The following is a 23,011-nucleotide window of genomic DNA, read 5'->3' on the forward strand; positions in this document are numbered from 1 at the left end:
CAGGGCGTGTGACGCCGGAGCGGGGCCGACGGGGGCCAGGGAGCCCCCCCTTCGACGCCGCGCGCTCAGGCGGTGGCCGCCTGCCGGCCCACCGCCGCGTGGATGGCCTCGCGGAGGATGCCGCAGGCGCGGTCGACGTCCTCGTCGGTGGCGGTCAGCGGCGGCAGCAGGCGGATGACGTTGCCGTGGATGCCGCAGGAGAGCACCAGCAGGCCGCGTTCCCGGGCCGCGGCGACCACCGCACCGGTGTATTCCGGGGAGGGCCGGCCATCGTCGAAGAGCTCGAAGGCGACCATGGCGCCGAGGCCGCGCACGTCGCCGATGGCGTCCACCTCGCCGGCGACGGTCTTAAGCGTCTCGGTGAGGCGCTCTCCGATGGCGTTGCTGCGTGCAACGAGCCCTTCGTCATCGATGACGTCCAGCACCGCCAATGCCGCGGCCGCGGAGAGCGGGTTGCCGCCGTAGGTGCCGCCGAGCCCGCCGGCATGGGGGGCGTCCATGATCTCCGCGCGGCCGGTCACCGCGGCGATGGGCATGCCGCCGGCGAGGCCCTTGGCCATGGTGGTGAGATCCGGCGCCACCCCGCTGTGCTCCATGGCGAAGAGCCGGCCGGTGCGCGCGAAGCCGGTCTGCACCTCGTCGGCGATGAGCACGATGCCGTGGCGGTCGGCGATCTCGCGCAGGCCCTGGAGGAATTCCGCCGGCGCGGCGTAGAAGCCGCCTTCGCCGAGCACCGGCTCGATGATCATTGCGGCGACACGCTGCGGGTCCACGTCGAACTTCAGCAGCTCCTCCACCGAGCGCAGGGCGTCGGCGACGGAGACGTCGTGCACGTCATTGGGGTAGCGGGCGTGGTAGATCTCCGCCGGGGAGGGGCCGAAGCTGGTCTTGTAGGGGTGAACCTTGCCGGTCAGTCCCATGGTGAGCGTGGTGCGGCCGTGGAAGCCGCCGCCGAAGGCGATCACTGCGGAGCGCCCGGTGTACGAGCGGGCGATCTTCACGGCGTTCTCCACCGCCTCGGCGCCGGTGTTCACCAGCGCGGTCTTCTTGGCGAAGTCGCCGGGTACCAGCGCGTTGAGGCGTTCGGCGAGCTCGATGTAGGGCTCGTAGGCCAGCACGTGGAAGCAGGTGTGGGTGAACTGCTGGAGCTGCTGCTCTACGGCCGCCTGCAGCCGCGGATGGCGATGGCCGGTGTTCACCACGGCGATGCCGGCGGCGAAGTCGACGTACTCGCGGCCTTCCACGTCCCACACACGGGCGTTCTCGGCGCGCTCGGCGGCGACCGGATGAATGCTGCCCACGCCGCGTGCGACGGCGTTGGCGCGGCGCTCGAAGATCTCGTTGTTCGTGGTCATGACGGGGTCTCTCCTGGGTTCGTCTGTTGGTGATTGCGCGTCGGACGATGTCGGTAACCCGGCGGTCTTCTCGCGACACGTCCGCGGTCTCCGGGGTGACGGTTAACACCGAGGCAAGGGCCGGAGGCGGACGTTGCGGCGGGAGACGCGGTGAATCCGTCCCTGGACGCTCGAATGCCGCCGTCCGTGGCGGCATACGCTCCCGCCGCAACGCCCGCCTCCGGCCTCCGCAACCGCATCGGGCGCGTCCGCGAGCTTGGTGGCACGGCCGCGTTGGGTCCGGCACTTTGAACTTGAAACTTACGACTTGCCGCTTAGTAGCTGCGGCAGGCACTGCGTTGCGGCATCGACCCTGCCGGTCGCGGCTCCGGGTCCGCTGTTGTCAGTCAGCGGCTATTGAATACCCCCGAAGCACAGGTACTTGGTCTCCAGGTACTCGTCGATGCCGTGGTGGCCGCCCTCGCGGCCGAGCCCGGAGGCCTTCATCCCGCCGAACGGTGCCTCGGCAGCGGACATGAGCCCGGTGTTGATGCCCACCATGCCGTATTCCAGCCCCTCGGCGACCCGCCACAGGCGGGCGTTGTCACCGCTGAAGAGGTAGGCGGCGAGGCCGTACTCGGTGTCGTTGGCGAGCTGGACTGCCTCGGCCTCGGTGTCGAACCGGAACAGCGGTGCCACCGGGCCGAAGATCTCGTCGTTCGCGAGAGCCATGTCCGCATTCACGTCGGCGAGCACGGTAGGCTCGAAGAACGTGCCGCCCCGGTCATGGCGGCTGCCGCCGCAGAGCGTGCGCGCGCCCTTGTCGCGGGCGTCGCCGAGGAGGCGCTCGACCTTGTCGATGGCCGCCGAATTGATGAGCGGCCCCTGATCGACGCCTTCCTCGCGGCCATCGCCGACGGTGAGCCCCGCCTTCACCGCTTCGGCGAGACGCTCGGCGAATTCCCCGTAGATGCCGGACTGCACCAGGATGCGGTTGGCGCACACGCAGGTCTGGCCGGAGTTGCGGAACTTGGAGTCGATGACGCCCTGAATGGCGGCGTCGATGTCGGCGTCGTCGAAGATCAGGAAGGGCGCGTTGCCGCCGAGTTCCAGGGACAGCTTCTTGATGGTGTCCGCGCACTGCGCCATCAGCTTCCTGCCCACGGCGGTGGAGCCGGTGAAGGAGAGCTTGCGCACGGTGGGGCTGGCGCAAAGGGTTTCGCCAATGGGGGCGGGCTCGCCGGTGACCACGTTGAGCACGCCTGGTGGGATTTCCGCGCGATGCGCCAGCTCGGCGAGTGCCAGAGCCGTCAGCGGGGTGGCCTCGGCGGGCTTGACCACCATGGTGCAGCCGGCGGCGAGCGCCGGGGCGACCTTGCGCGTGATCATCGCCGCCGGGAAGTTCCACGGCGTGATCGCCGCGCACACGCCCACCGGCTCCTTGCTCACCGCGATCCGCCGGTCGGCCGCAGGGGTGGGAATGAGCTCGCCATAAGTGCGGCGGGCCTCCTCGGCGAACCACTCCACGTACGAGGCAGCGTAGGCGATCTCACCACGGGCCTCCGCCAGGGGCTTGCCCTGCTCGGCGGTCAGGATCTCGGCGAGGTCGTCCTGGTGGCTCAGGAGCAGCTCGTGCCAGCGGCGCAGCCGCGCCGCGCGCGCCTTGGCCGTGAGTGCCCGCCAGGCAGGATAGGCCCGTTCGGCGGCGTCGATGGCACGATGCGTCTCGGCGGCACCCATCGCTGCCACTGCAGCAAGGCGTTCGCCGGTGGCGGGGTCGTGGACTTCGAAGCTGGCGCCGCTGTCGGCGTCCCGCCAGGCACCGTCGATGTAGGCCCGTTCGCGCAACAGCGCGCCATCGGTGAGCTCGCGCATTATCTCCTCCCGTCTCGGATTCAGGGCTGCCGGCCGTACCGGTGTGTAGACGGCATTACAACGCATTTTGGCTCCTCCAATGGGGCCAATGCGTTAGACTAAACGGAACCAATCGCTTCGCCGTGGACGCATCGTGCTGATCGCCGATCTGGTGCTGCAGAGTCTCCAGCAGCAACGTGACCACCGCCGTTTGACCCTGAAACGCCGCGTCTATGCCGCTCTGCGCGCGGCCATTCTCGATGGTCGGCTGCCGGCGGGAACCCGCCTGCCGCCGACCCGTGAGCTGGCCCGGGATCTCGGCATCGGCCGCAATACGGCGCTGCGCGCCTATGACATGCTGCTTGCCGAGGGCTATGTGGAATCCCGCGTGGGGTCCGGGACGTTCGTCAGCGAGAGCCTGGTGGAGCCGCCCCCCGCCGGGCGGCGAGGCCTGACCCATGCGGCGCCCGTGGTGCCGCGGCTATCCCGTCGCGGCCGGGCCATCGCCCGTCACTCGTCGAGCAGCGAGATACAGTACGGCGCGTTCATGCCGGGTATTCCCGACGTCGAGGCGTTTCCGCACGCCACCTGGCGCCGGCTCGTCGGTCGCTACCTGGATCGCCGCCACGCGCGACTCATGCAATATGCTTCCGGCGGCTATGGCCCGCTCAAGACCGCCCTTGCCGAGCACTTGCGGGTGTCCCGGCTCATCGACTGCGAGCCGCGGCAGATCATGATCGTCGACGGGGCCCACCAGGGTCTCGATCTCTGTGCGCGCATGCTCGCCGATCCCGGCGAAACCGCGTGGATCGAGGATCCGGGGTACTGGGGCGCGCGCAACGTGCTGCGCGGCGCCGGCTTGCGCCTGCGGCCCGTGCTGGTGGACGGGGAGGGCATTGCGCCGGCCGACGACGACTGGGCGCGACCGCCGCGGCTCATCTTCACCTCACCCTCCTACCAGTACCCCACCGGTGCGGTTCTGAGCCTCGCGCGCCGGCGCCTGCTGCTGGAACGCGCTGCCGCCACGGGCGCGTGGATCGTGGAGGACGACTACGACAACGAGCTGCGCTATCACCGCGAGCCCATCGCCTCTCTCTACGGTCTCGCCCCGGCGGGGCAGGTGATCTACGTGGGCACTTTCAGCAAGGTCATGTACCCGGGCCTGCGACTGGGCTACCTCGTGGTGCCGCCGGCGCTGGTGGATGCCTTCGCCACCGCCAACGCCGAGCTCTTTCGCGAAGGCCGGCTGGTGGAGCAGGCGGCGCTCGCCGAGTTCATCGAGGAGGGCCACTTCGACGCCCACATCCGTCGCATGCGGGGCCTCTACGCCGAACGCCAGAGCGCCCTGCGCGAGCGCATGGATGCCCTGCTCGGCGACCGCGTGAGCCTGAGCGGTGGCCAGGCCGGCATTCACCTGCTCTACCGCCTGCCCGACACGGTGGACGACAAGGCGCTCGCGCGCGAAGCTCTCGCCAATGGCGTCATCTCCCGTCCGCTGTCCCTCTACTACCACGACGCCGGTGCAGCTCGGCCCGGCCTGGTGCTCGGCTACGCGGGGGTGTCGACCGAGCGTATTCCGCTAGCGGCGGAGCGTTTGGTGGAGGTGGTGGAGCGGTATATCGGTGGTGGTCACTGACTGGTCGCCGTCTCGACGTAGCGGCGGTCGTACGCGTGTCGCTGTCGTGCGGCACATGACCGCGGCGCCTGCCAGTGCAGATCGAATCGTCGGTCTTGCCTGGCCGCCGGCCGCATGCACCGCAGTAGCCGGGTGCTTACCAAGAGTACCGGCCGCTCGGTGCCCATGCGCTGGACAAAAAAAAGCCGACCTGTGTCGGTCGGCCAAGAGGAGGAGAGGCGGTGTTGGCGGGTCGTCCCCGCCAAGATGATGCGCATGGTAACGATCGGGCTTCGGGCTGCGAAGCCCGTTCCCTGGAAGAAGTCCTGTGCCGCCTGGTTGAAAATGGGCGACGTCGTCGACCGGCTGTGCGCGACGAGCACGCGCATCGTCACCCTGACGGTTATCGAGAAGGGGTACTTTCTCTCCCCCGCCGAAGGCCGGCTGCTGCACGAGGATCCCGCGATCGCCGCCGACACTGAGCAACCCGCGGCGCCGTGCACCGCGCTGCGCTGCGACAACATGCCTGACAACGGCAGGCGCACCCGCGCCGTCGTGACCCAGCTGGCCGCCTGCCGGGACCCCGCGCTGGCGCGGTGGATCGAGCAGGAGGTCGCTTTCCCCGGCAGCATGGTCGACCGCATCGTGCCCGCCACCACGGCCGCCGACCGCGAGCGACTCGCCGAGCTCGGCGTCGACGCTCCCAACGCCGTCGTCTGCTACAACTTCACGCCGGTGCTCGACTGGACACGCACCGACCTGGCGTATCGACTGCCCGATGGCGGGCTCGCGCTGCGCTTCGACCAGACCGCGTTCGCTGCATTCGACCTCTTCCTCCTGGAGCGCCCCGGTGCCGGGCAGGAATACGACGATGCCGAGAAGCAGGCCGCGAGGCACAATCTCGACGGGCTGACCCTTGCACAGCGCGAGCGGCTGGTGAACAACGTCATTGCCGGACTGCCCGGCGCCGAGGAGCACTACACCCTGGAGCGCTTCCGGGAGGTCCTGGCGGCGTATGCCGACATCGACGGTGAACGCCTGCGCGAGCATCTCGGCTATTTCCTGAACGCGATCATTCCGGTTGCCGACGAAGTGGGCGTGCGCATGGCGATTCATCCCGACGACCCGCCACGGCCGATGTTCGGGCTCCCGCGCGTCGTTTCCGGTCCGGAGGACGTGCAGTGGCTGTTCGACGTCGCTCCGGGCCCGGCGAACGGGCTGACCCTGTGCTCCGCCACCTATGGCCTGAGGCCGGACGTGGACGTGGCCGGGATGACGCGGCGTTTTGTCGCGTGCATCTACTTCGCTCATTTGCGCCCCACCCAACGTGAGAGTCCGGATCCGCGCTCTTTCCATGAAGCCCATCCACCTGGGCGGGGGCACGGACATGGTGGCCATCATGCCGCGCTGGTGGCCGAAGAGTGGCGCCGGGAGCGGGAGGGTGGTCCGCGTCTGCCGCTGCGCCCGGACCATGGCCACCACATTCTTGACGACCAACGTCGCGACACCCGTGCCGGCTATCCGCTGTACGGGCGGCTCAAGGGTCTGGCGGAGCTGCGCGGGGTGGACTGCCGCCACCTGCACGCCGATGCGATGTATCCCACCGGGTTGATGTTCAAGGAGCGCGCCGAGGCCGGCGCCGATCCCCGCACCGAGTATTTTCGCCGCGGCAGTGCCGCCAGCCACCTGTCGCCGGCGGACGCGGTGGGTGTGGATTTCGCTGCCGCCCGGCATCTGCATGCCACCGGCATTCCCCCGGCGGTCTCGGCGAGTTGCCGTGAGTTGTCATGGCACATGCTCGATCAAGCCAGAGCCGCCGGTGCCAGCATCTCTTTCGATCCGAATCTGCGCCCGGGCCTGTGGCGCAGCGAGGTGGAAATGCGCGATACCCTCAACGCGATGGCGGCTCGGTCCGACTGGGTGCTGCCCGGGCTGGCCGAAGGCCAGCGGCTGACGGGCCGGGAAACGCCCCAGGATATCGCCGGCTTCTACCTGGACCGGGGCGCCAGGGCGGTATTCATCAAGCTGGGCCCGGAGGGTGGCTATTACCGTGGCGAGTTCAACGGGGGAGGCGAGCAGAGTGGCACCGTGGCGGGCTTCCCCGTCGTCGAGGTCGTGGATACGGTGGGCGCCGGCGACGGCTTCGCCGTCGGCGTGATCAGTGCCCTCCTGGACGGCGTCGCGCCCCGGGCTGCGTTACGGCGCGGCAACCTCGTCGGTGCCGAAGCGGTTCGGGTGATTGGTGACATGGAAGGACTGCCCGGCCGGGAGCGCCTGCATGCGCTGGAGGCCGGGTACGGCGACGCGAACACATCGATCGTTTCCGATGACGCATAATGCGCCGACTTTCCGACGCAATGAACACGAGGCCGCGATGACGCCACCGCTCTGCCTGCTCTTCGATTCCGACGGCACGCTGGTCGACAGTGAAGGCCTGCTGGCGACTGTCATGGGGACGGTGCTACCGCAGTACGGTCTGCCGTTCAGTGCCGCCGAGTACATGGGGGATTTCCGCGGGGTGCGTTTTCTGGACATCGTGCAGACCCTGGAAGCGCGCCATGGCGACCTGGCGGCGAATGTCCGGCAGAGCCTGGAGGATGACGTACGTGGCCTGATGGAAGCTCGCATGCTCGAAGAGCTCCAACCCATGCCCGAGATGCCCCAGGTGCTGGAGACGCTCGCGGATTATCCCTGCGCCGTGGTGTCCAATGGGCCGGAGCGCAAGATCCGTTGCGCTCTCGACAGCACCGGCCTGGCCCATCACTTTCGGGACAACCTGTTCAGTGCCTACACCCTGGGTTGCTGGAAGCCGGATCCGGCCATCTATGCGAGGGCCGCGTCCGCCATGGGATTCGCGCCAGAACGTTGCGTGGTGATCGACGATGCCGCAGTCGGCGTTGCCGCCGGACTGGAGGCCGGCATGCAGGTGGTGCATTTCAATCACCTCGGCGAACCGGAGACGACGCCTGCTGGCGCGACTGCCATTGCCCATGCCAGCGAGCTGCCTGCTGTCGTCGCCATGCTGGCGGGGCGCCAGGTGCCGGCTCCCGCCAGTGCCGAATAGCCCGGGCAAGGCGGATCGTATTACGTCGGCCGTGTGAGACGGACAAAAAAAAGCCGACCTGTGTCGGTCGGCCAAGAGGAGGAGAGTCGGTTCGGACGGGTCGTCCCCGTCAAGATGGTATGCATGATAACAATCCAAGTCGGGACCGCGAAGCCGGTCGCATGGAAGAAGTCCTGTGCACAGCGGTTGAAAATCCGTGAGACGGTCAGCCGAGCACGACGTTGCCATGGGGGTAGCGGATGCGTGCGGTGGCGGGGGTGGCGAGCACGAAGCCCAGGGCGAGGGGACCGAGGCGGCCGACGAACATCACCGCCATGATCAGGCACTTGCCCAGCGCGTCCAGCTCGGGGGTGATGCCCTGCGATAGCCCCACCGTGCCGAAGGCGGAGGTCACCTCGAAAGCGATGGGCAGGAACTCACCCGGGTGGTGCATGACCAGTACGAAGGTGGCGAGCATCACCAGCAACAGACTCATGAAGGTGAGCGCGAGGACCTTGAGCACGTCCTCGCCGCTGATGCGCCGTCCAAGCATGCTGGGTTCGCGGCGCCGGCGCAGGAAAGCGAGCGTTGCGCCGATGAGCACCATGAGCGTGCTTACCTTGATGCCGCCGGCGGTGGAGGTGCTGCCGCCGCCGACGAACATGAGCGACATGTAGGTGAGCGCCGTGGCGTCCCTGAGATCGCTCAGGTCCACGGTGTTGAATCCGGCCGTGCGTGTGGTCACGCCCTGAAACCACGCGGCCCACAGGCGTTCGCCGGTACCGGCGAGTCCGCCGAGCGTGGCCGGGTTGTCCCATTCGAGCCAGGCGGTGGCGACCACTGACCAGACGATCAGTATGCCCGTGCCGAGGAGCATCAGCCGGCTGTGCAGGGTCAAGCGCCGCCACGGACGGCGCTCGCGCAGCTCGCTCAGGACGTTGAAACCGAGTCCACCCAGGATGAACAGCGCCGGCATCACCAGGTTGATCACGGGGTCGGCGACCCAGCGACTGAGGCTGTCGGGCCATAGCGCGAAACCCGCATTGTTGAACGCCGAGACCGCGTGAAACAGCGCGAGCCACAGGCCGTGGGCGAGGCCGTATTCGGGCACCCAGCGTAGTGCCAGCGCCAGCGTGCCGATGCCCTCGAGGGTAAGCACTACCGCGAGCACCAAGCGGATGAGGTGGGCGAGACCGCCGAGAGAGGTCTGGTTGAGATCGGCGCCGAGCATTACCGACTGCCGCAGGGACAGGCGCTGGCCGAGCAGCAGCGTGGTCATCACGGCGAACGTCATCAACCCGAGTCCACCGAGCTGGATGAGCAGCAGGATCACCGCCTGACCGAACGCGGTGAAGTGGCTGGCAGTGTCCACGACCACCAGTCCCGTGACGGTGATCGCCGATGTGGCGGTGAATGCTGCCTGCAGCCAGGTCAGCGGCGCGGTGGTCGCGAACGGCAGCTGCAACGCGAGAGTGCCGGCCGCGATCAGACCGAGAAACAACAGCGTGAGCACAGTCGGCGCCGGCAGGCGCAGGCGTCGCGTCCGGCGCTGCGACGGTGTGCCGCGGCTGGGCAGCCAGCGTTTCAAAGCTTCTTCCCCAGCGCGCGCAGATTGTCGAGCGCGCCGATGAGCACCAAGCGTTGACCTTTCTCCAACGGCTCGTCGTCGGGTTCGTACTGGGGCTTGCGGGCGCGTTTGAGTGCCACCAGGCGGATGTCGAGCTCGTCCAGGCCCAGCGCGCTCACGGGCTTGCCGGCGACGGTGTCGGTGACCTCCAGCTCGACCACGTAATAGTCGTTACCGAGGGGGATGTAGTCGAGCACGTAGGGGTAGTTGAGGGTCTGGGCCACGTGCACGCCCATCTCGTGCTCCGGATGGACGATGCGGTCGGCGCCGAGTTTGCCGAGAATGCGGTGGTGGCTTGGCGTCACCGCTTTGACCCAGACCTGGCGCACGCCGGCGCTCTTCAGGCCGAGGGTGCAGAGGATGTTGGATTCCAGATCCTCGCCGATGGCCACGACCACGGCGTCATAGTCCGCCAGGTCCAGCTCCTCGACGGTGCGCTCGTCGCGCACGTCGGCGACCACGGCGTGGGAGAGGCGGTCGGCGAGGTCGTCCACCCGGGCCTGGTCCCGGTCGATGCCCAGGACCTCGTTGCCCAGTCGTTCCAGCTCAAGCGCTACGGTGGTGCCGAAGCTCGCCAGCCCCACCACCGCGTATTTGCCATGCCCGGCGCGTGCCATAGCGGGCGCTCCCTGACGTCAATGGCATATCAGCATACTAAATGTATGCGGCGATTCTGCGCGTCTGTGGATGATCTGAGTCAGGTCGGCGCTGCCGCGAGGCGCGTTAGAATGTTTCCATGGGGCGTGGGATTCGACCTATTTGCTGGCTGTTGATGATCGTGGTGGCGCTGCACGCGGCCGCCGCGGCAGGTGGCGTGCCGCCGGACGATGAGTCCGTCGTGCTCGCTCACGTCGCGGGCTGTCACCGCCAGGCGCATGGTCCCGGCCTGCTGGGCATCACGGTTGTTTCGGCGACCGCCCCGCCGGCCATGTTGCCGTGCCACAATGAACCGAGTTCGCGTGGCCGGGGTTTGCGCCCGCCGCTGCCGCCTCCAGCCCCTTGAGCTTCCGTCTGCGCTCCCGCGATTCGAGAACCCAGGAGGCTCAATGCATCATCACCAGCACGATCACTCCAACGGCGGCCACGAACAGGGGGGCAGTGGCAGCCGCGCGTTGCTCATCGGGCTGCTGGTCACCCTTGCCTTCGCGGCGGTGGAGCTCGTCACCGGCGTGCTCGCCGGCTCCCTCGCGCTCATGGGCGATGCCGGGCACATGGTCACGGATGCTGCCGCGCTCGGTCTCGGCGCTATCGCGGCGCGGTTGAGCGCGGCGCCCCCGTCCAGCCGTCACAGTTTCGGGCTGCAGCGTGCGGAGATCGTGGGGGCGTTGGTCAACGCCGTGTTCATGCTGGCCGTGGTGGGCTGGATCGCCTACGAGGCCATTGAGCGTCTGCTCGAGCCGCAACCGGTACAGGGCGTTGCCGTGCTCGCCGTGGCCGCGCTCGGCTTGGTGATCAACCTGGTGGTGTTGAAAGTGCTCCACGGCGGCGCGCAGACACTCAACACCCGCGGCGCCATTCTCCATGTGATGGGGGATCTGCTGGGCTCGGTAGCGGCGCTGGCGAGCGGTCTGGTGATTACGCTTACCGGCTGGACACCCATTGACCCGATCCTCTCGCTGGTGATCTCGGCGCTCATCCTGCTGTCCACCTCGCGCTTGCTGCGCGAGGCCGTGCACGTGGTCATGGAAGGGGTGCCGCGCCATATCCGCCTGGCCGAGGTGGGGCGGCGACTGGCCTCCGTGCCCGGGGTACTCGACGTGCACGACCTGCATGTGTGGACGATCGCCTCGGGCAATCACGCCCTGGCCGCCCACGTGCGGGTCCAGTCGCTGGAGCGCTGGCCGGAGCAGCTCGCCGCCATGGAACGGCTGCTCGCCGAGGAGTTCGGCATCGATCACACCACACTCCAGCCGGAACCGCCGTATCAGGTGACGCTGGTGGACCTGCCGGGGACGTCGGCGCGACGTGGCGGGGAACCCAGCGGTCTCGGAGGTGGTCGGTGACAAGCGAGGGAGCTGCAGGCGTGAATGACGGTCGGATGCGAGGCGCTGGACAGCACGGGTGCATTTTCGCACACTGGCGCCGCACCGCGAGTGGAATCATGTACCTGCGCCGATTGTCGCCAGCAAACGCCGCCGCAGTGGCGGTGTTGGCGCGGGGGTCGCCCGGCGGAGCCGGCGCGACAGTGACCGTGTTCGGGCGCCGTGCGTGCTGCCGGCCAGACCTACCCCGGTCCGTAGCCATCGAGGGCTCCTTCTTCCAGAAACAGCGGGGCGCGCCGCGGGCGCGTCAGCGCACCGATTGCCACCATCGGTGTCCGCCAGCATGCGGCGACAGATCGAGACGAGCGAATGAGCAGACAACGACCCCTGCGCCGATGTCCGAGCGCGGCATCCGGAGGTAATCGATAGCACCATGTGGGCCTGGTTTCACCGCCTCGGATCACCCCCGCACTTCTATCGCACGGCCGGACGCTGGGCGCGCTGGTTCGGCGTGGCGAGTGCGCTGCTGTTCGCGGTCGGCCTCTACGACGGGCTCGTGCTGGCGCCGCCGGACTACCAGCAGGGGGAGAGCTACCGAATCATCTTCATCCACGTGCCGGCTGCCTGGATGTCGCTGATGGTCTACGTACTGATGGCCATCTCTGCGGCCATCGGTCTGATCTGGCGAATGAAGGTGGCCGAGGTGATGGCGCGCGCGGCGGCACCGCTCGGGGCGTCCTTCACCTTCCTCGCGCTCGCCACCGGCTCATTGTGGGGCAAGCCCATGTGGGGCACGTGGTGGGTGTGGGATGCGCGGCTGACTTCGGAACTCATCCTGCTTTTCCTCTATCTCGGCTACATGGCGCTCAATGCCGCCATCCCCGACCCGCGTCAGGCCGCGCGCGCGTCGGGTGTGCTGGCGCTGGTGGGTGTGGTGAACATTCCCATCATTCATTATTCAGTGGAGTGGTGGAACACGTTGCATCAGGGGCCCACGGTCACCCGCCTCGATGCGCCGGCGATCGATACCGCCATGCTGATTCCGCTGCTGACCATGGCGTTCGCCTTTATGGCCTACTTCGCCGCGGTGTGGCTGCTCAGAGCACGCTGCGAGCTGCTCCAGCGCGAGCGCCGCAGCCGCTGGGTGGAACGGGTCGTCCTGGAGGAGTCGGCATGACGGAGTTTCTCGCCATGGGCGGCTACGCGGTCTACGTATGGCCGTCATACGCCCTCGCGGCGGTCGTCCTGATCGCCAATCTGGTGGTGCCGTTGCGCCGCCGTCGTGTCATCGTGCGTCAGCTCTCGCGCAGGAGGCGTTCATGACTCCAGCACGCAAGAAGCGTCTGACCCTGGTCGGGCTGCTCGTCGCCGGCATGGGCGTTGCCGTCGCGCTCATGCTCTCGGCGTTCCAGGAGAACATGCTCTACTTCTACGCGCCCAGCCAAGTGGCTGCCGGCGAAGCGCCCACCGGCTATCCGTTCCGCATGGGCGGGATGGTGGCCGACGACAGTGTGGAGCACGGCGAAGGCGTGCAGGTGCGCTTCGCCGTGACCGACGGGGCCAAGGTCATTCCGGTGACCTATGAAGGGGTGCTGCCGGATCTCTTCCGCGAAGGCCAGGGCGTGGTCGTGCGCGGGCGTCTCTCCGAGTCGGGGCGCTTCACCGCCGACGAGGTGCTCGCCAAGCACGACGAGAACTACATGCCGCCGGAAGTGGCGGAGTCCATGGAGGCGGCCAAGGCCGCCGAGGCAAAGGCGGCTCGAACGGTCGAAGGAGGCGGGCAATGATTCCCGAGCTTGGACAGTTCGCATTGGCACTGGCGCTCGCGCTGGCGCTGGCACAGGCGGTGGTGCCGTTGCTCGGCGCCTGGCGCGGACAGGTCGCCTGGATGGCCGCTGCCCGGCCGATAGCCGCCGGCCAGTTCGTATTCCTTGTGACGGCGTTGGGCATGCTGACGTGGTCGTTCTACGCGAACGACTTCTCCGTACTCTACGTCGCCAACAATTCCAACAGCGCCCTGCCGTGGTATTACCGGCTCTCGGCGGTGTGGGGCGCGCACGAGGGGTCGTTGCTGCTGTGGGCGACGGTGCTCGGCGGCTGGACCGTGGCCGTGGGCGCATTCAGCCGCGAATTGCCGCTGGCCTTCAGCGCGCGGGTGCTCGGCGTGCTCGGCGCGGTGGCGTTCGGCTTCCTGTTGTTCACCATTGCCACCTCGAACCCCTTCGAGCGGTTGCTGCCGGCTGCCGGTGACGGACGGGATCTCAATCCGCTGCTCCAGGATCCGGGCCTGATCTTCCACCCGCCCATGCTCTACATGGGCTACGTGGGTTTCTCCGTGGCATTCGCCTTCGCCATCGCGGCGCTGCTGGGCGGGCGCCTGGATGCAGCGTGGGCTCGGTGGGCGCGGCCATGGACCTCCATGGCGTGGATCTTTCTTACCCTCGGCATCACCCTGGGGAGCTGGTGGGCGTACTACGAGCTCGGCTGGGGTGGCTGGTGGTTCTGGGATCCGGTGGAGAACGCCTCGTTCATGCCCTGGCTGGTGGGCACGGCGCTGATCCATTCGCTGGCGGTCACGGAGAAACGCGGCGCTTTCCGGAGCTGGACGGTGCTGCTGGCGATCTTCGCCTTCTCCCTGTCGCTGCTGGGTACCTTCCTGGTGCGCTCCGGGGTGCTCAATTCCGTGCATGCTTTCGCCACCGATCCACAGCGGGGGCTGTTCATTCTCGCACTGCTCGCCGTCGTCGTGGGCGGCTCGCTCGCTATCTACGCCTGGCGGGCGCCGCGGCTGGCCGGCGGCGGCAGCTTCGACCTCGTCTCCCGTGAGACGACACTGTTGCTCAACAACGCCGTGCTCACCGTGGCTGCCGCCACCGTGCTCGCCGGCACTCTCTATCCGCTGGCCACCGACGCGCTCGGGCTCGGCAAGATCTCGGTGGGGCCGCCGTACTTCGACACGGTTTTCGTTCCCTTGATGCTGCCGTTGCTCGCGCTCATGGGTGTCGGTGTCCTGATCCGGTGGAAACGTCACGAAACCAGCTCCCTGGCGCGCACCCTGCGATGGGGACTGCTCGCCACCGTCATCGCCGGCGTGATCGCGGCGTGGTGGCTCGGGGGGCTGCATCCGTTGGGCGTGATCGGCATCGCCCTGGGTATCTGGATGCTTTGGGCGAGCGTTCAGGCCATCGCCGAACGGGTACGCGGCCGTCGCGATCCCTGGCGGGCACTGCGCGCCATCCCACGCGGGTTCTGGGGCATGAGTCTCGCCCACATGGGCGTCGCGGTGTTCGTGCTCGGCGTGAGCGCGGTGGGGAACTTCGACGTGCAGGCGGATCTGCGCCTCGCTCCCGGGGAGGCGCACAGCGCCGCGGGCTATACGTGGCGGTTGGAGGCGGTGCGGGACGTGCAGGGTCCGAACTACACGGCCAAGGAGGGCGAGGTGACCATTCTCCGCGACGGAGAGCCGGTGACCACCCTGTACCCCCAGAAGCGCCGCTATCCGGTGCAGGGCAGCGTCATGACCGAGGCCGGCATCGACGGCGGGCTCACCCGCGATCTCTTCGTGGCGCTGGGTGAGTCTCTCCCCGATGGCAGCTGGACCTTGCGTGTGCAGTACAAGCCGCTGCTGCGCTGGATCTGGGGCGGAGCGATGTTGATGGCACTCGGTGGTTTGCTCGGCGTCACCGACCCACGCTACCGCCGCCTGCGCGCCCGGGAACAGCAGACCCGGCGCGCTGCCGGTGGTGAGGTGGCGGCCGCATGAAATGGGGGCTGATTCCGCTCGCCGTCTTCGCGGCCCTTGCCGCGATGCTGTACGTCAGCCTCGGCGGGAACAACTCGGAGGTACCCTCGCCGCTGGTGGGCAAGGCGGCGCCCGCAATCGACGGCCCGCGCCTGTTGCAGCCGGACAGCCGGCTGACCCTGGCGGATCTGCGCGGCGAGGTCGCGCTGGTCAACGTGTGGGCGAGCTGGTGTGCGGCCTGCCTGGACGAGCACGCCTACGTATCCGCGCTCTCCGAGCGCGGCGTGCCGGTCTATGGGCTCAATTACAAGGATGAGCGTCCTGCCGCGAAGGCCTGGTTGGAGCGCTACGGCAATCCGTATACCGCAAGTGTGTTCGACGGCGATGGTGCGATCGGACTGGATTGGGGCGTATACGGGGTTCCCGAAACGTTTCTGCTGGATGCCAGCGGCACCATTCGTTACAAGCACATCGGCGCGATCACCCAGCAGGCCATGGACGAGGAGATCCTGCCGCGTATAGAGCGTCTGCGCGAGGAGGCCGGGACATGAAGCGGTTCGTCGCCGCCATGATGGTGGCATGGCTGCTGGCGACGGCGACCGCCGTGCTCGCCGCCGGCACCGTCTACGAGTTCGACACGCCGGTCGAGCGGGAGCGTTACACCGCACTCATCCACCAGTTGCGCTGCCTGGTCTGCCAGGGTCAGAGCATCGCCGAGTCCAACGCGGACCTCGCCAAGGATCTGCGCGCGAAGGTCCACGAGCTCATCCAGGCCGGAAAGGGTGACGAGGCCATTATCGACTACATGACTGATCGCTACGGGGACTTCGTTCTCTACCGTCCGCCGGTGGATGCGCGCACCTGGTTGCTGTGGTTCGGCCCGTTCGCGCTCATCGTCACCGCAGCAGCAGCGATGATCGTCGCCGTGCGCCGCCACCGCGCCCGCGGTAAGCCCGCCGGCCTCACGCAGGCAGAGCACGAGCGCGCCGAACGACTGCTGCGCGGCGACGAGCCGGACTCCGGGGAGCGCGGCGAATGAGCGGTGTCATCTATGTTCTGGCAATGGCGGTCGCCGCAGTGGTGGCCGTCGCGTTCGTGGTCACGCCATTGCTGCGCCGGCGCCGTGCGGAGGCCGTCAGCGAGCGCCAGGCCGAGCTGGCTGCGCACCGTGCCCGCTTCGTGGAGCTGGAGGCGGACCGCGAGGCGGGCAACCTCAGTGAGGCGGAGTATCGTGAGGCCCGCGAGGAGCTCGAGCGCCAGCTCCTCGACGGCGTCGAGACGGCGGCAGGGGATCGCGGGCGCGGCGGGGGTCGGGCCATGGCCGTGGTTGCCGGCGTGGTCGTGCCGGTGTTCGCGGTCGGCGTGTACCTGCTCGTTGGCCGGCCCGAAGCGGTCTGGCCGCCCTCGACGCCACAGCCGCAGATGGCTGCCGGTGAGCAGTCCCCCGAGCGCAGCCGGGCGTTCATCGAGGACAACCTCACGGAGTTGCAACAGCGTGTCGAGCAGCGTCCGGAGGATGTCGAGGCGGCGCGCATGCTCGCGCGTGCCTACCTGGTCCTGGATCGACCGAGCGAGGCCGCCTCGGAGCTTGATCGCATCATGGCGCGAACCGGCGAAGAGCCGGTGCTGCTGGTAGACCGGGCGCGGGCGCTGGCTCTGGCCGACCAGGGGCGTTTCACCGGTGAGGCGCGAAAATTGCTGGAGCGCGCCCTGGAGCGTGCTCCGGCTTACCCGGATGCGTTGTGGTTCGGTGGTCTGGCCGCTGCCCAGGCGGGTGACACCGCCCGTGCGCGAGCGCTGTGGCAGCGGTTGCTCACGGAGATGCCGCAGGGCAGCGAGGCCGCCCAGCGTCTGTCCACCGCCATCGAGCAGCTCGGTGGCGGCGCGAGTGGATCGGGGGCGGATGCCGATCCCGCGGCACGGGTCGCGGTGCGTGTCCGTGTGGATGACGCACTGGCTACCGACCTGCCGGCGGACACCACGGTGTTCGTGTTCGCGCGCGTGCCAAACGGGCCCCCCATGCCCGTTGCCGCCCAGCGTCTCACACTGGGGGACCTCCCCACCCGCGTGACACTGGACGATTCCATGGCGATGGCGGGCCGATCGCTGGCGGACGTCGAGGAAGTCGAGCTCATCGCCCGTGTCTCGCGCTCCGGGCAGCCGACCCCGTCGCCAGGGGACCTGGAAGGGCAGATCGGCCCGATCACGGTGAATGCCGAGGGGGCCGTGGAGCTGGTGATCGACCGGCGCCGCTAGTCACGACCGGCATCCAACAGGGACGTTCACATGATCGAGTTCGTCGCGGTGCTAGGTGTGATCCCGGTGGCGGCGTTGCTCGGGCGCCGCTTCCGGCGACTCGATGTCCCCATCGCGCGACTGCTGCTCTTCGTATTTGTGCCCGTGGTGATCGTGCACGCCATTGCGACTTGGCAGGGCAGCGTGGCCAAGATCCTCGGCTTCGCCGTCGCGCTATCCACCGTCATGGGCGTGGTGGGCCTGATGTTGCCGCTGCGCGTTCGCCCGTCCCTTCGGTTCGCGGCATTCGCGTACTACAACATCGGCTGGCTCGGCATACCGCTCGCTCATCTGCTGCTTGGCCCGCCGGCCGTACCCGTCATGGCATCGGCTTACATGGGTGGGCTGCTATTCGGCAACAGCGTCTGTCTCGGCGCGCTCGCCGGGGAGGGCGTTATCGGCGGTATGCGCCGGGTGCTCGCATTGCCGCCACTTTATGCGTTCGCGCTGGGACTCGTGGACCGGCACTTCGGGATGCTGCCGTGGGCGGCATTCGAGCCGATGATCGTCGCCGCCCGGGAGGTGATGTCGGTGCTCGGTATGGCGCTCATCGGTATCGGCCTGGCGCGCGTGCCGCGCGCGGGGTGGCTTGATGCGGTGGTGTTTTCGGTCAGCCGGCTCGCCGCTTCCGTCGTCGTGGGTGTGGGCGCGCTGTGGCTGCTTCGGGGCGTCTTTTCATCCGTGGAGTGGCAGGCGCTCGCCTTGCTGTGCCTGCTGCCCGTGGCCGCCAACGTCGTCGCCTTGAGCCGCGCGCTGGGTCACGACCTCGCCGCCCCCGCCGCGTTGGTGGGGGCCTCGACGCTGGTCTCGGGGGCCGGTATCGCAGCGTGGGCGTTCGTGACTGCGATCTGACGAGCTCCGAGTCCCGAGTTGAACGTTTCGAGTTTCGCGCGGCCATGTCATGGGGGCGACCCAAGGCCGAAGCCTACCGTGCGCCCGTCGGTCGAGGCCCCGCAGTGGCTGATCGCGCTGGAAACACGACGCGTTCAACTTTCTGCTCGGATCCCCCGCTTCAGTCCAGGCTGATGCGCAACCCCGCGGCGGCGGCGATGGGGGCCAGGGTGAGCGCGAGCACGCTCATGGCGCCGAGGAGCTCGAGCTGACCGATGACCGGCAGGCCGCTCGCAGCGGCGTCGGCGGAGCCTGCCCCGAATATGAGCACGGGGATGTACAGCGGCAGCACCAGCAGCGCGAGCAGCAGGCCGCCGCGGCGTACGCCCACGGTGAGTGCCAGGCCCACCGCCCCGAGCGCGCCGAGCACCGGTGTGCCCAGGGCGAGTCCCGCCATGAGCTGTGGCACTGCCGTCCACGGATAGTTCATGAACAGTGCGAGCAGCGGCGATACGAGCACCAGCGGCAGACCGGTCACCAGCCAGTGCGCGAGGAGCTTGGCGAGGACGAGCCAGGCGAGCGGTTGGGGGGCCAGGGCGAACTGCTCGAGCGTGCCGTCTTCGAAGTCCCCACGGAACAGCTGCTCCATGGAGATGAGCGAGGCCAGCAGCGCCGCCACCCAGATGACGCCCGGGGCGATCTGGCGGAGCGTCTCCGGTGCCGCGCTCACCCCGAGGGGGAACAGCGAGGCGATCATCAGAAAGAATATCACCGGGTTGGCGAGCTCTCCGGGGGCGCGGAGGGCGAGCGCGAGATCGCGGCGCAGGACGGCGAAAAACGCGCCGAACAGTGGAAAGTCACCCATTGCCGAGCTCCAGGTGGCGCACGGTGAGGCCGTCGAGCTGCACGGGTTGGTGCGAAGTGAGCACGGTGATGCCGCCAGCGCCGGCGTGTTCCGCCAGCCGCGCCTCCAGGGCTGCCACGGCGCTGCGATCCAGCGCGGTGAACGGCTCGTCCAGGATCCACGCCTCCGCGGGCTCGCACAGCAACCGGGCAAGGGCTACGCGCCGACGCTGGCCGGCGGAGAGGTGACGGCACGGTAGTGTCAGCCGTTCGCCGAGGCCGATGCGGGTAAGTGCCTCTTCCGGTGCCAGCGACGGGCTGCCGTGCAGGTGGGCGAAAACCCGCAGGTTCTCGGTCGGGGTCAGCTCGAGCTTGATACCGGGCTGGTGTCCGACCCACAGCAGTGCCGCACGAAACGTGCCGCCGTCGCGTCGAATGTTCTCGCCATGCCAGCACACGGTCCCTTCTTCCGGGAGGGTCAGGCCGGCGAGTGTGCGCAGCAGCGTGGTCTTGCCGCTGCCATTGGGGCCGGTGACGTGTAGCACTTCGCCGGCGTTGACCCGGACGTCGAGTTCGTCGATGAGCAGCCGTTCGCCGCGGGAGATGATGAGATCGGTGGCTTCCAGCACGGTTGTCGTTCTGCTGCGTGCGCGATTATGGGGTCATGCCTGCGCAGGCCCCGGAGCGTGACCAGTGGCGCCGAAAGGGTACCACTTCACTCTTCCACGGTGTCGACGGCAAGCCCGTGTTGCATTGATGTTTGCCCGGTTCGGCCGGAAAAGTCCTGGTTGCCCGGCCGGTGTGGTCGGCGCACGGTACGTGCAGGAGGAGAGGCCGCCATGCTGGTCGGGGCCGCTTGCAGCGGTGCCGTTGGCCTTGCCAGGGCGATTGCCGGCCCATGGGGCTCGCCTCAAGCACTGCCACCCATCGCCGGGGCGGGGCTGGTGACCCGGCGGCGGCCGAGCCAGAGCAGGGCGCTTGCGGCGAGCGCGAGTAGCGGCACTGGCAGCAGATTGACCGCCGCCCAGCCCAATCCCGTTTCCACGGCGCCCGAGGCGAGGCTCGCGCCGGTCACTGAGCTGAAGATCAGGAATTCGTTCACCGCCTGTACGCGGGCCCGCTCGGCGGGTCGGTAAGCATAGGTGAGCAGGTCGGTACCGCCGATGAAAAGGAAGTTCCAGCCGACACCGAGGAATACCAGGCCGATCCAGAAGTGAGTGACACTGGTGCCCGACAAGTTGATCGTGACGGCACCGGCTAGCAGCACGACTCCGGCCCACAGAACACGCATCAATCCCAAGCGATGGATGAGGTGGCCGGTGACGAACGATGGTGCGAACATCCCGAGCACGTGGCTCTGGATGACGAACGCCGTACTCGCCATGGTGTGGTCGTGGTGACGCATGGCAAGTGGGGTCGCCGACATGACGAAGTTCATCGCGCACCAGCCCACCACGGCACAGACCACGGCTACCACGAACACCGGCTGGCGGGCGATTGCGCTGAACGGCCGTGCCTCGCCGTCCGCCGTGCGGGTGCGGACGTCGGGCAGGCGCATGCAGGCAACCGCGGCGAACCCGACGGCGTAGACCGCGAGCAGCGCGGCGAAGCTCGCGGCGAACGGACGCTCGAGCAGCGTCCGCGTTGCCGTGGCCAGATTGGGGCCGATGAAGGCGGCGGCAACGCCGCCAGCGAGGACCAGGGAGATGGCACGGGCGCGGTAACGCTCCGGGGCGACTTCCGCGGCGGCGAATCGATAATACTGGCCGCTCGAATTGAACAGGCCGAGCAGCATCGACGCCAGACAGAACGCCACGAAGTCGTCGGCGAGAATCGCCATGGTGGCGAGCCCCGCACCTGCGGTGGCGCAGGCGAGACCGGTGAGGAAGCCGGCGCGCCGTCCGATACGTCCCATGAGCAGCGACATGCCCACGCCGCCGGCCATCATGGTGAGAAACTGCAGCGCCACCGGCAGCGTCGCGAGCGCGGGCGTGGGCGCGAGCAGTTCTCCCACAAGCGCTGCGGCCGTGATGAACAACGACGAGCTGGTCAACAGCACGGCCTGGGCCAGCGAGAGCAGTCCGATCTGGCGCCGATAGGAACCTGACATCGCTAGGCGCCCAGCATGCCGCGGCCACCCACCCAGAGCAGGCGCATGCCCGTGATAATGAGAAATCCGTAGCACAGCGCGTAGAACACGGATTGCGAAACCCGATGATGCATCCACGCGCCCAGGAGCACGCCAACCGGGGCGAGCGGGAGCAGGATTGCGGCACTTGTGAGGTTGGTGACGTCGAACTCGCCGAGCAGGGCGTACGGAACCAGCTTGAGATAGTTGACCACGGCGAAGAACACGATGGTCGTGCCGGCGTAGAGCGTGCGGTCGAGGCGCTGGGGCAGCAGATAGAAGTTCAGCGGCGGCCCCCCGGCGTGGGCGACGAAGCTGGTGAACCCGGATACCGCCGACCAGATGCTACCACGCAGGCGGTTTGCCGGGCGCGCCGGTGGCGCGGGGGTCAAGTAATACAGGGCACCGAAGATCACGGCAATGAGCCCCAGACCCACGCGGATGGCCGCTTCGCTCACGTAGCCGAAGGTGAAGGTGGCGATGACGATGCCGAGCGCCGCCCCCGGCAGGATGATGCGCAGGTTACGGGCATCGACCCGGCCGCGAAACGCCCAGAGACCCACGAGGTCCATGACGCAGAGTATCGGCAACAGGATGGCCGCTGCCTGCAGCGGCGGTATCGCGAGCGACATCAGCGGTACCCCCACGACACCGAGACCGCCACCGAATCCACCCTTGGAGATGCCCACGATGAGCACTGCCACCGCGGCGATGGCGTAGAAGAACGGATCCGTGATCATGGCTCGCGCACCGGCCCGTGCGACCTCTCGGTCGTGGTGGCTGCGTGCCGGGAAGGGGCGTCGGCGTCCGCGGTGGTCGGAATGTCGATAAGCACGGTCATATAGGATCATGGGTCGGCGCGGAACGCCGATAGTAACCGAACGGCCTGCGGGATTCATTGGCGCGGTGGCCACTCCGGGGCCCGGCCCTGGTGAATGCATCGGCGCGCGATGGGCCAGCCGGCGGGAATCAATCGCCGGCGGGCTGACGTCCGTACGGTTTCAGCGCGCAGTGTCTTCCGCCATCACGGCGTCGCGGCGCGCGAGGCTCTCTGCGGGCCAGTAGTGGTCACGGTCATAATACTCGGCCACGGCCGGAACGTCCGCGGGCAGGGGGACCCAGCGCTGCTTGTATGCCGTGAAGATATGGATATCGGGTGGCAGATGGTCCGGCTCATCCAGACTTCCCACGCGAACGAAGCGGATCCGGTCGCCGGAGCCGGCGTAGTTGCTCCACACGGCGATACGGCAGTATGGGCACCGCGCGATTCGCTGCCCCCTGCCACTGGCCGACGGCGTGATGACGATCTCCGGCGTGTCGTCCAGGGAAACCACCCGGTCCGCCTCGATCAGGGCATTCACGGCGAATGCCGCGCCGCTCTCGCGCTGGCACCACCGGCAGTGGCAGCAGTGAACGAAAAGCGGCGGGGTTTCCAGTCGATAGCGGACGCGACCGCAGTCACAGCCACCGTAAAGCGGATAGACGACCGACTGTGGCACGGCGATGACTCCTCTTCTATCCACCCACGTTTTCTGCCGCTGTCCCAGGGCAGCAAACCGGACTGTAGCAGCGTTGTGTACGCCCAGGCAGGTGGCCGCGACGTCTTGGGCGGTTCGGTCGACGGTGCATCAGCCTGCACAACGCCGTCCGGCGTCGTGGACAGGCGCGCAGACGTACTGGGATGTGGCAGTCCCCATCCCTGCGTTAGTATGCTAAG

The 23,011-nt window shown here is 68.2% G+C and carries 21 protein-coding genes; 12 read left to right on the forward strand and 9 right to left on the reverse strand.

The annotated features are described in order from the left end of the window. Positions 1-65 precede the first annotated feature (65 nt). Both gabT and ACPEES_RS07780 read right to left on the reverse strand, forming a co-directional pair. Positions 66-1,355 (reverse strand): 4-aminobutyrate--2-oxoglutarate transaminase, encoded by a 1,290-nt coding sequence (gabT, locus tag ACPEES_RS07775; RefSeq protein ID WP_435102761.1) that lies wholly within the window; start codon positions 1,353-1,355, stop codon positions 66-68. A 393-nt stretch (positions 1,356-1,748) separates the two neighbouring features. Beyond that, entirely contained in the window at positions 1,749-3,209 is a 1,461-nt protein-coding gene (locus ACPEES_RS07780) for an NAD-dependent succinate-semialdehyde dehydrogenase (protein WP_435102763.1), read from the reverse strand. A 133-nt stretch (positions 3,210-3,342) separates the two neighbouring features. On the opposite strand from ACPEES_RS07780, the gene ACPEES_RS07785 reads away from it, so the two are divergent. The 3 genes from ACPEES_RS07785 (at position 3,343) to ACPEES_RS07795 (ending at position 7,867) form a co-directional block, all read left to right on the forward strand. Beyond that, positions 3,343-4,824 carry a PLP-dependent aminotransferase family protein gene (locus tag ACPEES_RS07785; RefSeq protein ID WP_435102765.1) on the forward strand — a complete coding sequence of 494 codons (1,482 nt, stop codon included), beginning with the start codon at positions 3,343-3,345 and terminating at the stop codon, positions 4,822-4,824. Between the two features lie 255 nt (positions 4,825-5,079). Then, complete coding sequence (gene uxuA / locus ACPEES_RS07790) at positions 5,080-7,140, forward strand: mannonate dehydratase (RefSeq protein WP_435102767.1); 2,061 nt, start codon at positions 5,080-5,082, stop codon at positions 7,138-7,140. A 37-nt stretch (positions 7,141-7,177) separates the two neighbouring features. Continuing rightward, a complete protein-coding gene (locus ACPEES_RS07795) occupies positions 7,178-7,867 on the forward strand; it encodes an HAD family hydrolase (protein ID WP_435102769.1) in 690 nt (229 codons plus the stop codon). Between the two features lie 205 nt (positions 7,868-8,072). On the opposite strand, the gene ACPEES_RS07800 is transcribed toward ACPEES_RS07795, so the two are convergent. Further along, positions 8,073-9,434, reverse strand: a complete 1,362-nt coding sequence (locus ACPEES_RS07800) for a TrkH family potassium uptake protein (RefSeq protein ID WP_435102771.1) — start codon at positions 9,432-9,434, stop codon at positions 8,073-8,075. Continuing rightward, complete coding sequence (locus tag ACPEES_RS07805; RefSeq protein WP_435102773.1) at positions 9,431-10,090, reverse strand: potassium channel family protein; 660 nt, start codon at positions 10,088-10,090, stop codon at positions 9,431-9,433. The genes ACPEES_RS07800 and ACPEES_RS07805 overlap by 4 nt, the downstream gene beginning before the upstream one ends. 429 nt (positions 10,091-10,519) lie before the next feature. Between ACPEES_RS07805 and ACPEES_RS07810 the strand changes: the two genes are divergently transcribed. The 9 genes from ACPEES_RS07810 (at position 10,520) to ACPEES_RS07850 (ending at position 18,344) form a co-directional block, all read left to right on the forward strand. Next, a complete protein-coding gene (locus tag ACPEES_RS07810; RefSeq protein WP_435102775.1) occupies positions 10,520-11,476 on the forward strand; it encodes a cation diffusion facilitator family transporter in 957 nt (318 codons plus the stop codon). A gap of 412 nt (positions 11,477-11,888) precedes the next feature. After that, a complete protein-coding gene (locus ACPEES_RS07815) occupies positions 11,889-12,632 on the forward strand; it encodes a heme ABC transporter permease (protein ID WP_435102777.1) in 744 nt (247 codons plus the stop codon). After that, positions 12,629-12,778 (forward strand): heme exporter protein CcmD, encoded by a 150-nt coding sequence (ccmD, locus tag ACPEES_RS07820; RefSeq protein WP_435102779.1) that lies wholly within the window; start codon positions 12,629-12,631, stop codon positions 12,776-12,778. Before ACPEES_RS07815 ends, ccmD begins: the two co-directional genes overlap by 4 nt. Continuing rightward, positions 12,775-13,242 carry a cytochrome c maturation protein CcmE gene (gene ccmE / locus ACPEES_RS07825; RefSeq protein ID WP_435102781.1) on the forward strand — a complete coding sequence of 156 codons (468 nt, stop codon included), beginning with the start codon at positions 12,775-12,777 and terminating at the stop codon, positions 13,240-13,242. Before ccmD ends, ccmE begins: the two co-directional genes overlap by 4 nt. After that, on the forward strand, positions 13,239-15,218 hold the full coding sequence (locus ACPEES_RS07830; RefSeq protein WP_435102783.1) for a heme lyase CcmF/NrfE family subunit: 1,980 nt from the start codon (positions 13,239-13,241) through the stop codon (positions 15,216-15,218). Before ccmE ends, ACPEES_RS07830 begins: the two co-directional genes overlap by 4 nt. Further along, a complete protein-coding gene (locus tag ACPEES_RS07835; protein WP_435102785.1) occupies positions 15,215-15,748 on the forward strand; it encodes a DsbE family thiol:disulfide interchange protein in 534 nt (177 codons plus the stop codon). The genes ACPEES_RS07830 and ACPEES_RS07835 overlap by 4 nt, the downstream gene beginning before the upstream one ends. Further along, positions 15,745-16,236: a cytochrome c-type biogenesis protein gene (locus ACPEES_RS07840; RefSeq protein WP_435102787.1), complete on the forward strand. Its 492-nt coding sequence runs from the start codon at positions 15,745-15,747 to the stop codon at positions 16,234-16,236. Before ACPEES_RS07835 ends, ACPEES_RS07840 begins: the two co-directional genes overlap by 4 nt. Then, entirely contained in the window at positions 16,233-17,453 is a 1,221-nt protein-coding gene (gene ccmI, locus ACPEES_RS07845; RefSeq protein ID WP_435102789.1) for a c-type cytochrome biogenesis protein CcmI, read from the forward strand. Before ACPEES_RS07840 ends, ccmI begins: the two co-directional genes overlap by 4 nt. Before the next feature lie 30 nt (positions 17,454-17,483). Then, positions 17,484-18,344, forward strand: coding sequence for an AEC family transporter (locus tag ACPEES_RS07850; protein ID WP_435102791.1), 861 nt, complete (start codon positions 17,484-17,486; stop codon positions 18,342-18,344). Between the two features lie 160 nt (positions 18,345-18,504). Here the strand turns inward: ACPEES_RS07850 and ccmB are convergent, their stop codons facing one another. The 5 genes from ccmB to ACPEES_RS07875 form a co-directional block, all read right to left on the reverse strand. Beyond that, positions 18,505-19,188 carry a heme exporter protein CcmB gene (gene ccmB, locus ACPEES_RS07855; protein ID WP_435102794.1) on the reverse strand — a complete coding sequence of 228 codons (684 nt, stop codon included), beginning with the start codon at positions 19,186-19,188 and terminating at the stop codon, positions 18,505-18,507. Continuing rightward, positions 19,181-19,795 (reverse strand): cytochrome c biogenesis heme-transporting ATPase CcmA, encoded by a 615-nt coding sequence (gene ccmA / locus ACPEES_RS07860; RefSeq protein ID WP_435102797.1) that lies wholly within the window; start codon positions 19,793-19,795, stop codon positions 19,181-19,183. Before ccmA ends, ccmB begins: the two co-directional genes overlap by 8 nt. A 281-nt stretch (positions 19,796-20,076) precedes the next feature. Further along, positions 20,077-21,276, reverse strand: coding sequence for an MFS transporter (locus tag ACPEES_RS07865; protein WP_435102799.1), 1,200 nt, complete (start codon positions 21,274-21,276; stop codon positions 20,077-20,079). A 2-nt stretch (positions 21,277-21,278) separates the two neighbouring features. Continuing rightward, positions 21,279-22,034: a sulfite exporter TauE/SafE family protein gene (locus ACPEES_RS07870; RefSeq protein ID WP_435102801.1), complete on the reverse strand. Its 756-nt coding sequence runs from the start codon at positions 22,032-22,034 to the stop codon at positions 21,279-21,281. Positions 22,035-22,295: 261 nt separating this feature from the next. Further along, complete coding sequence (locus tag ACPEES_RS07875) at positions 22,296-22,793, reverse strand: GFA family protein (RefSeq protein WP_435102803.1); 498 nt, start codon at positions 22,791-22,793, stop codon at positions 22,296-22,298. Positions 22,794-23,011 lie beyond the last annotated feature (218 nt).

This window comes from Arhodomonas sp. AD133 (assembly GCF_051195215.1).
Taxonomy (GTDB): Bacteria; Pseudomonadota; Gammaproteobacteria; order Nitrococcales; family Nitrococcaceae; genus Arhodomonas.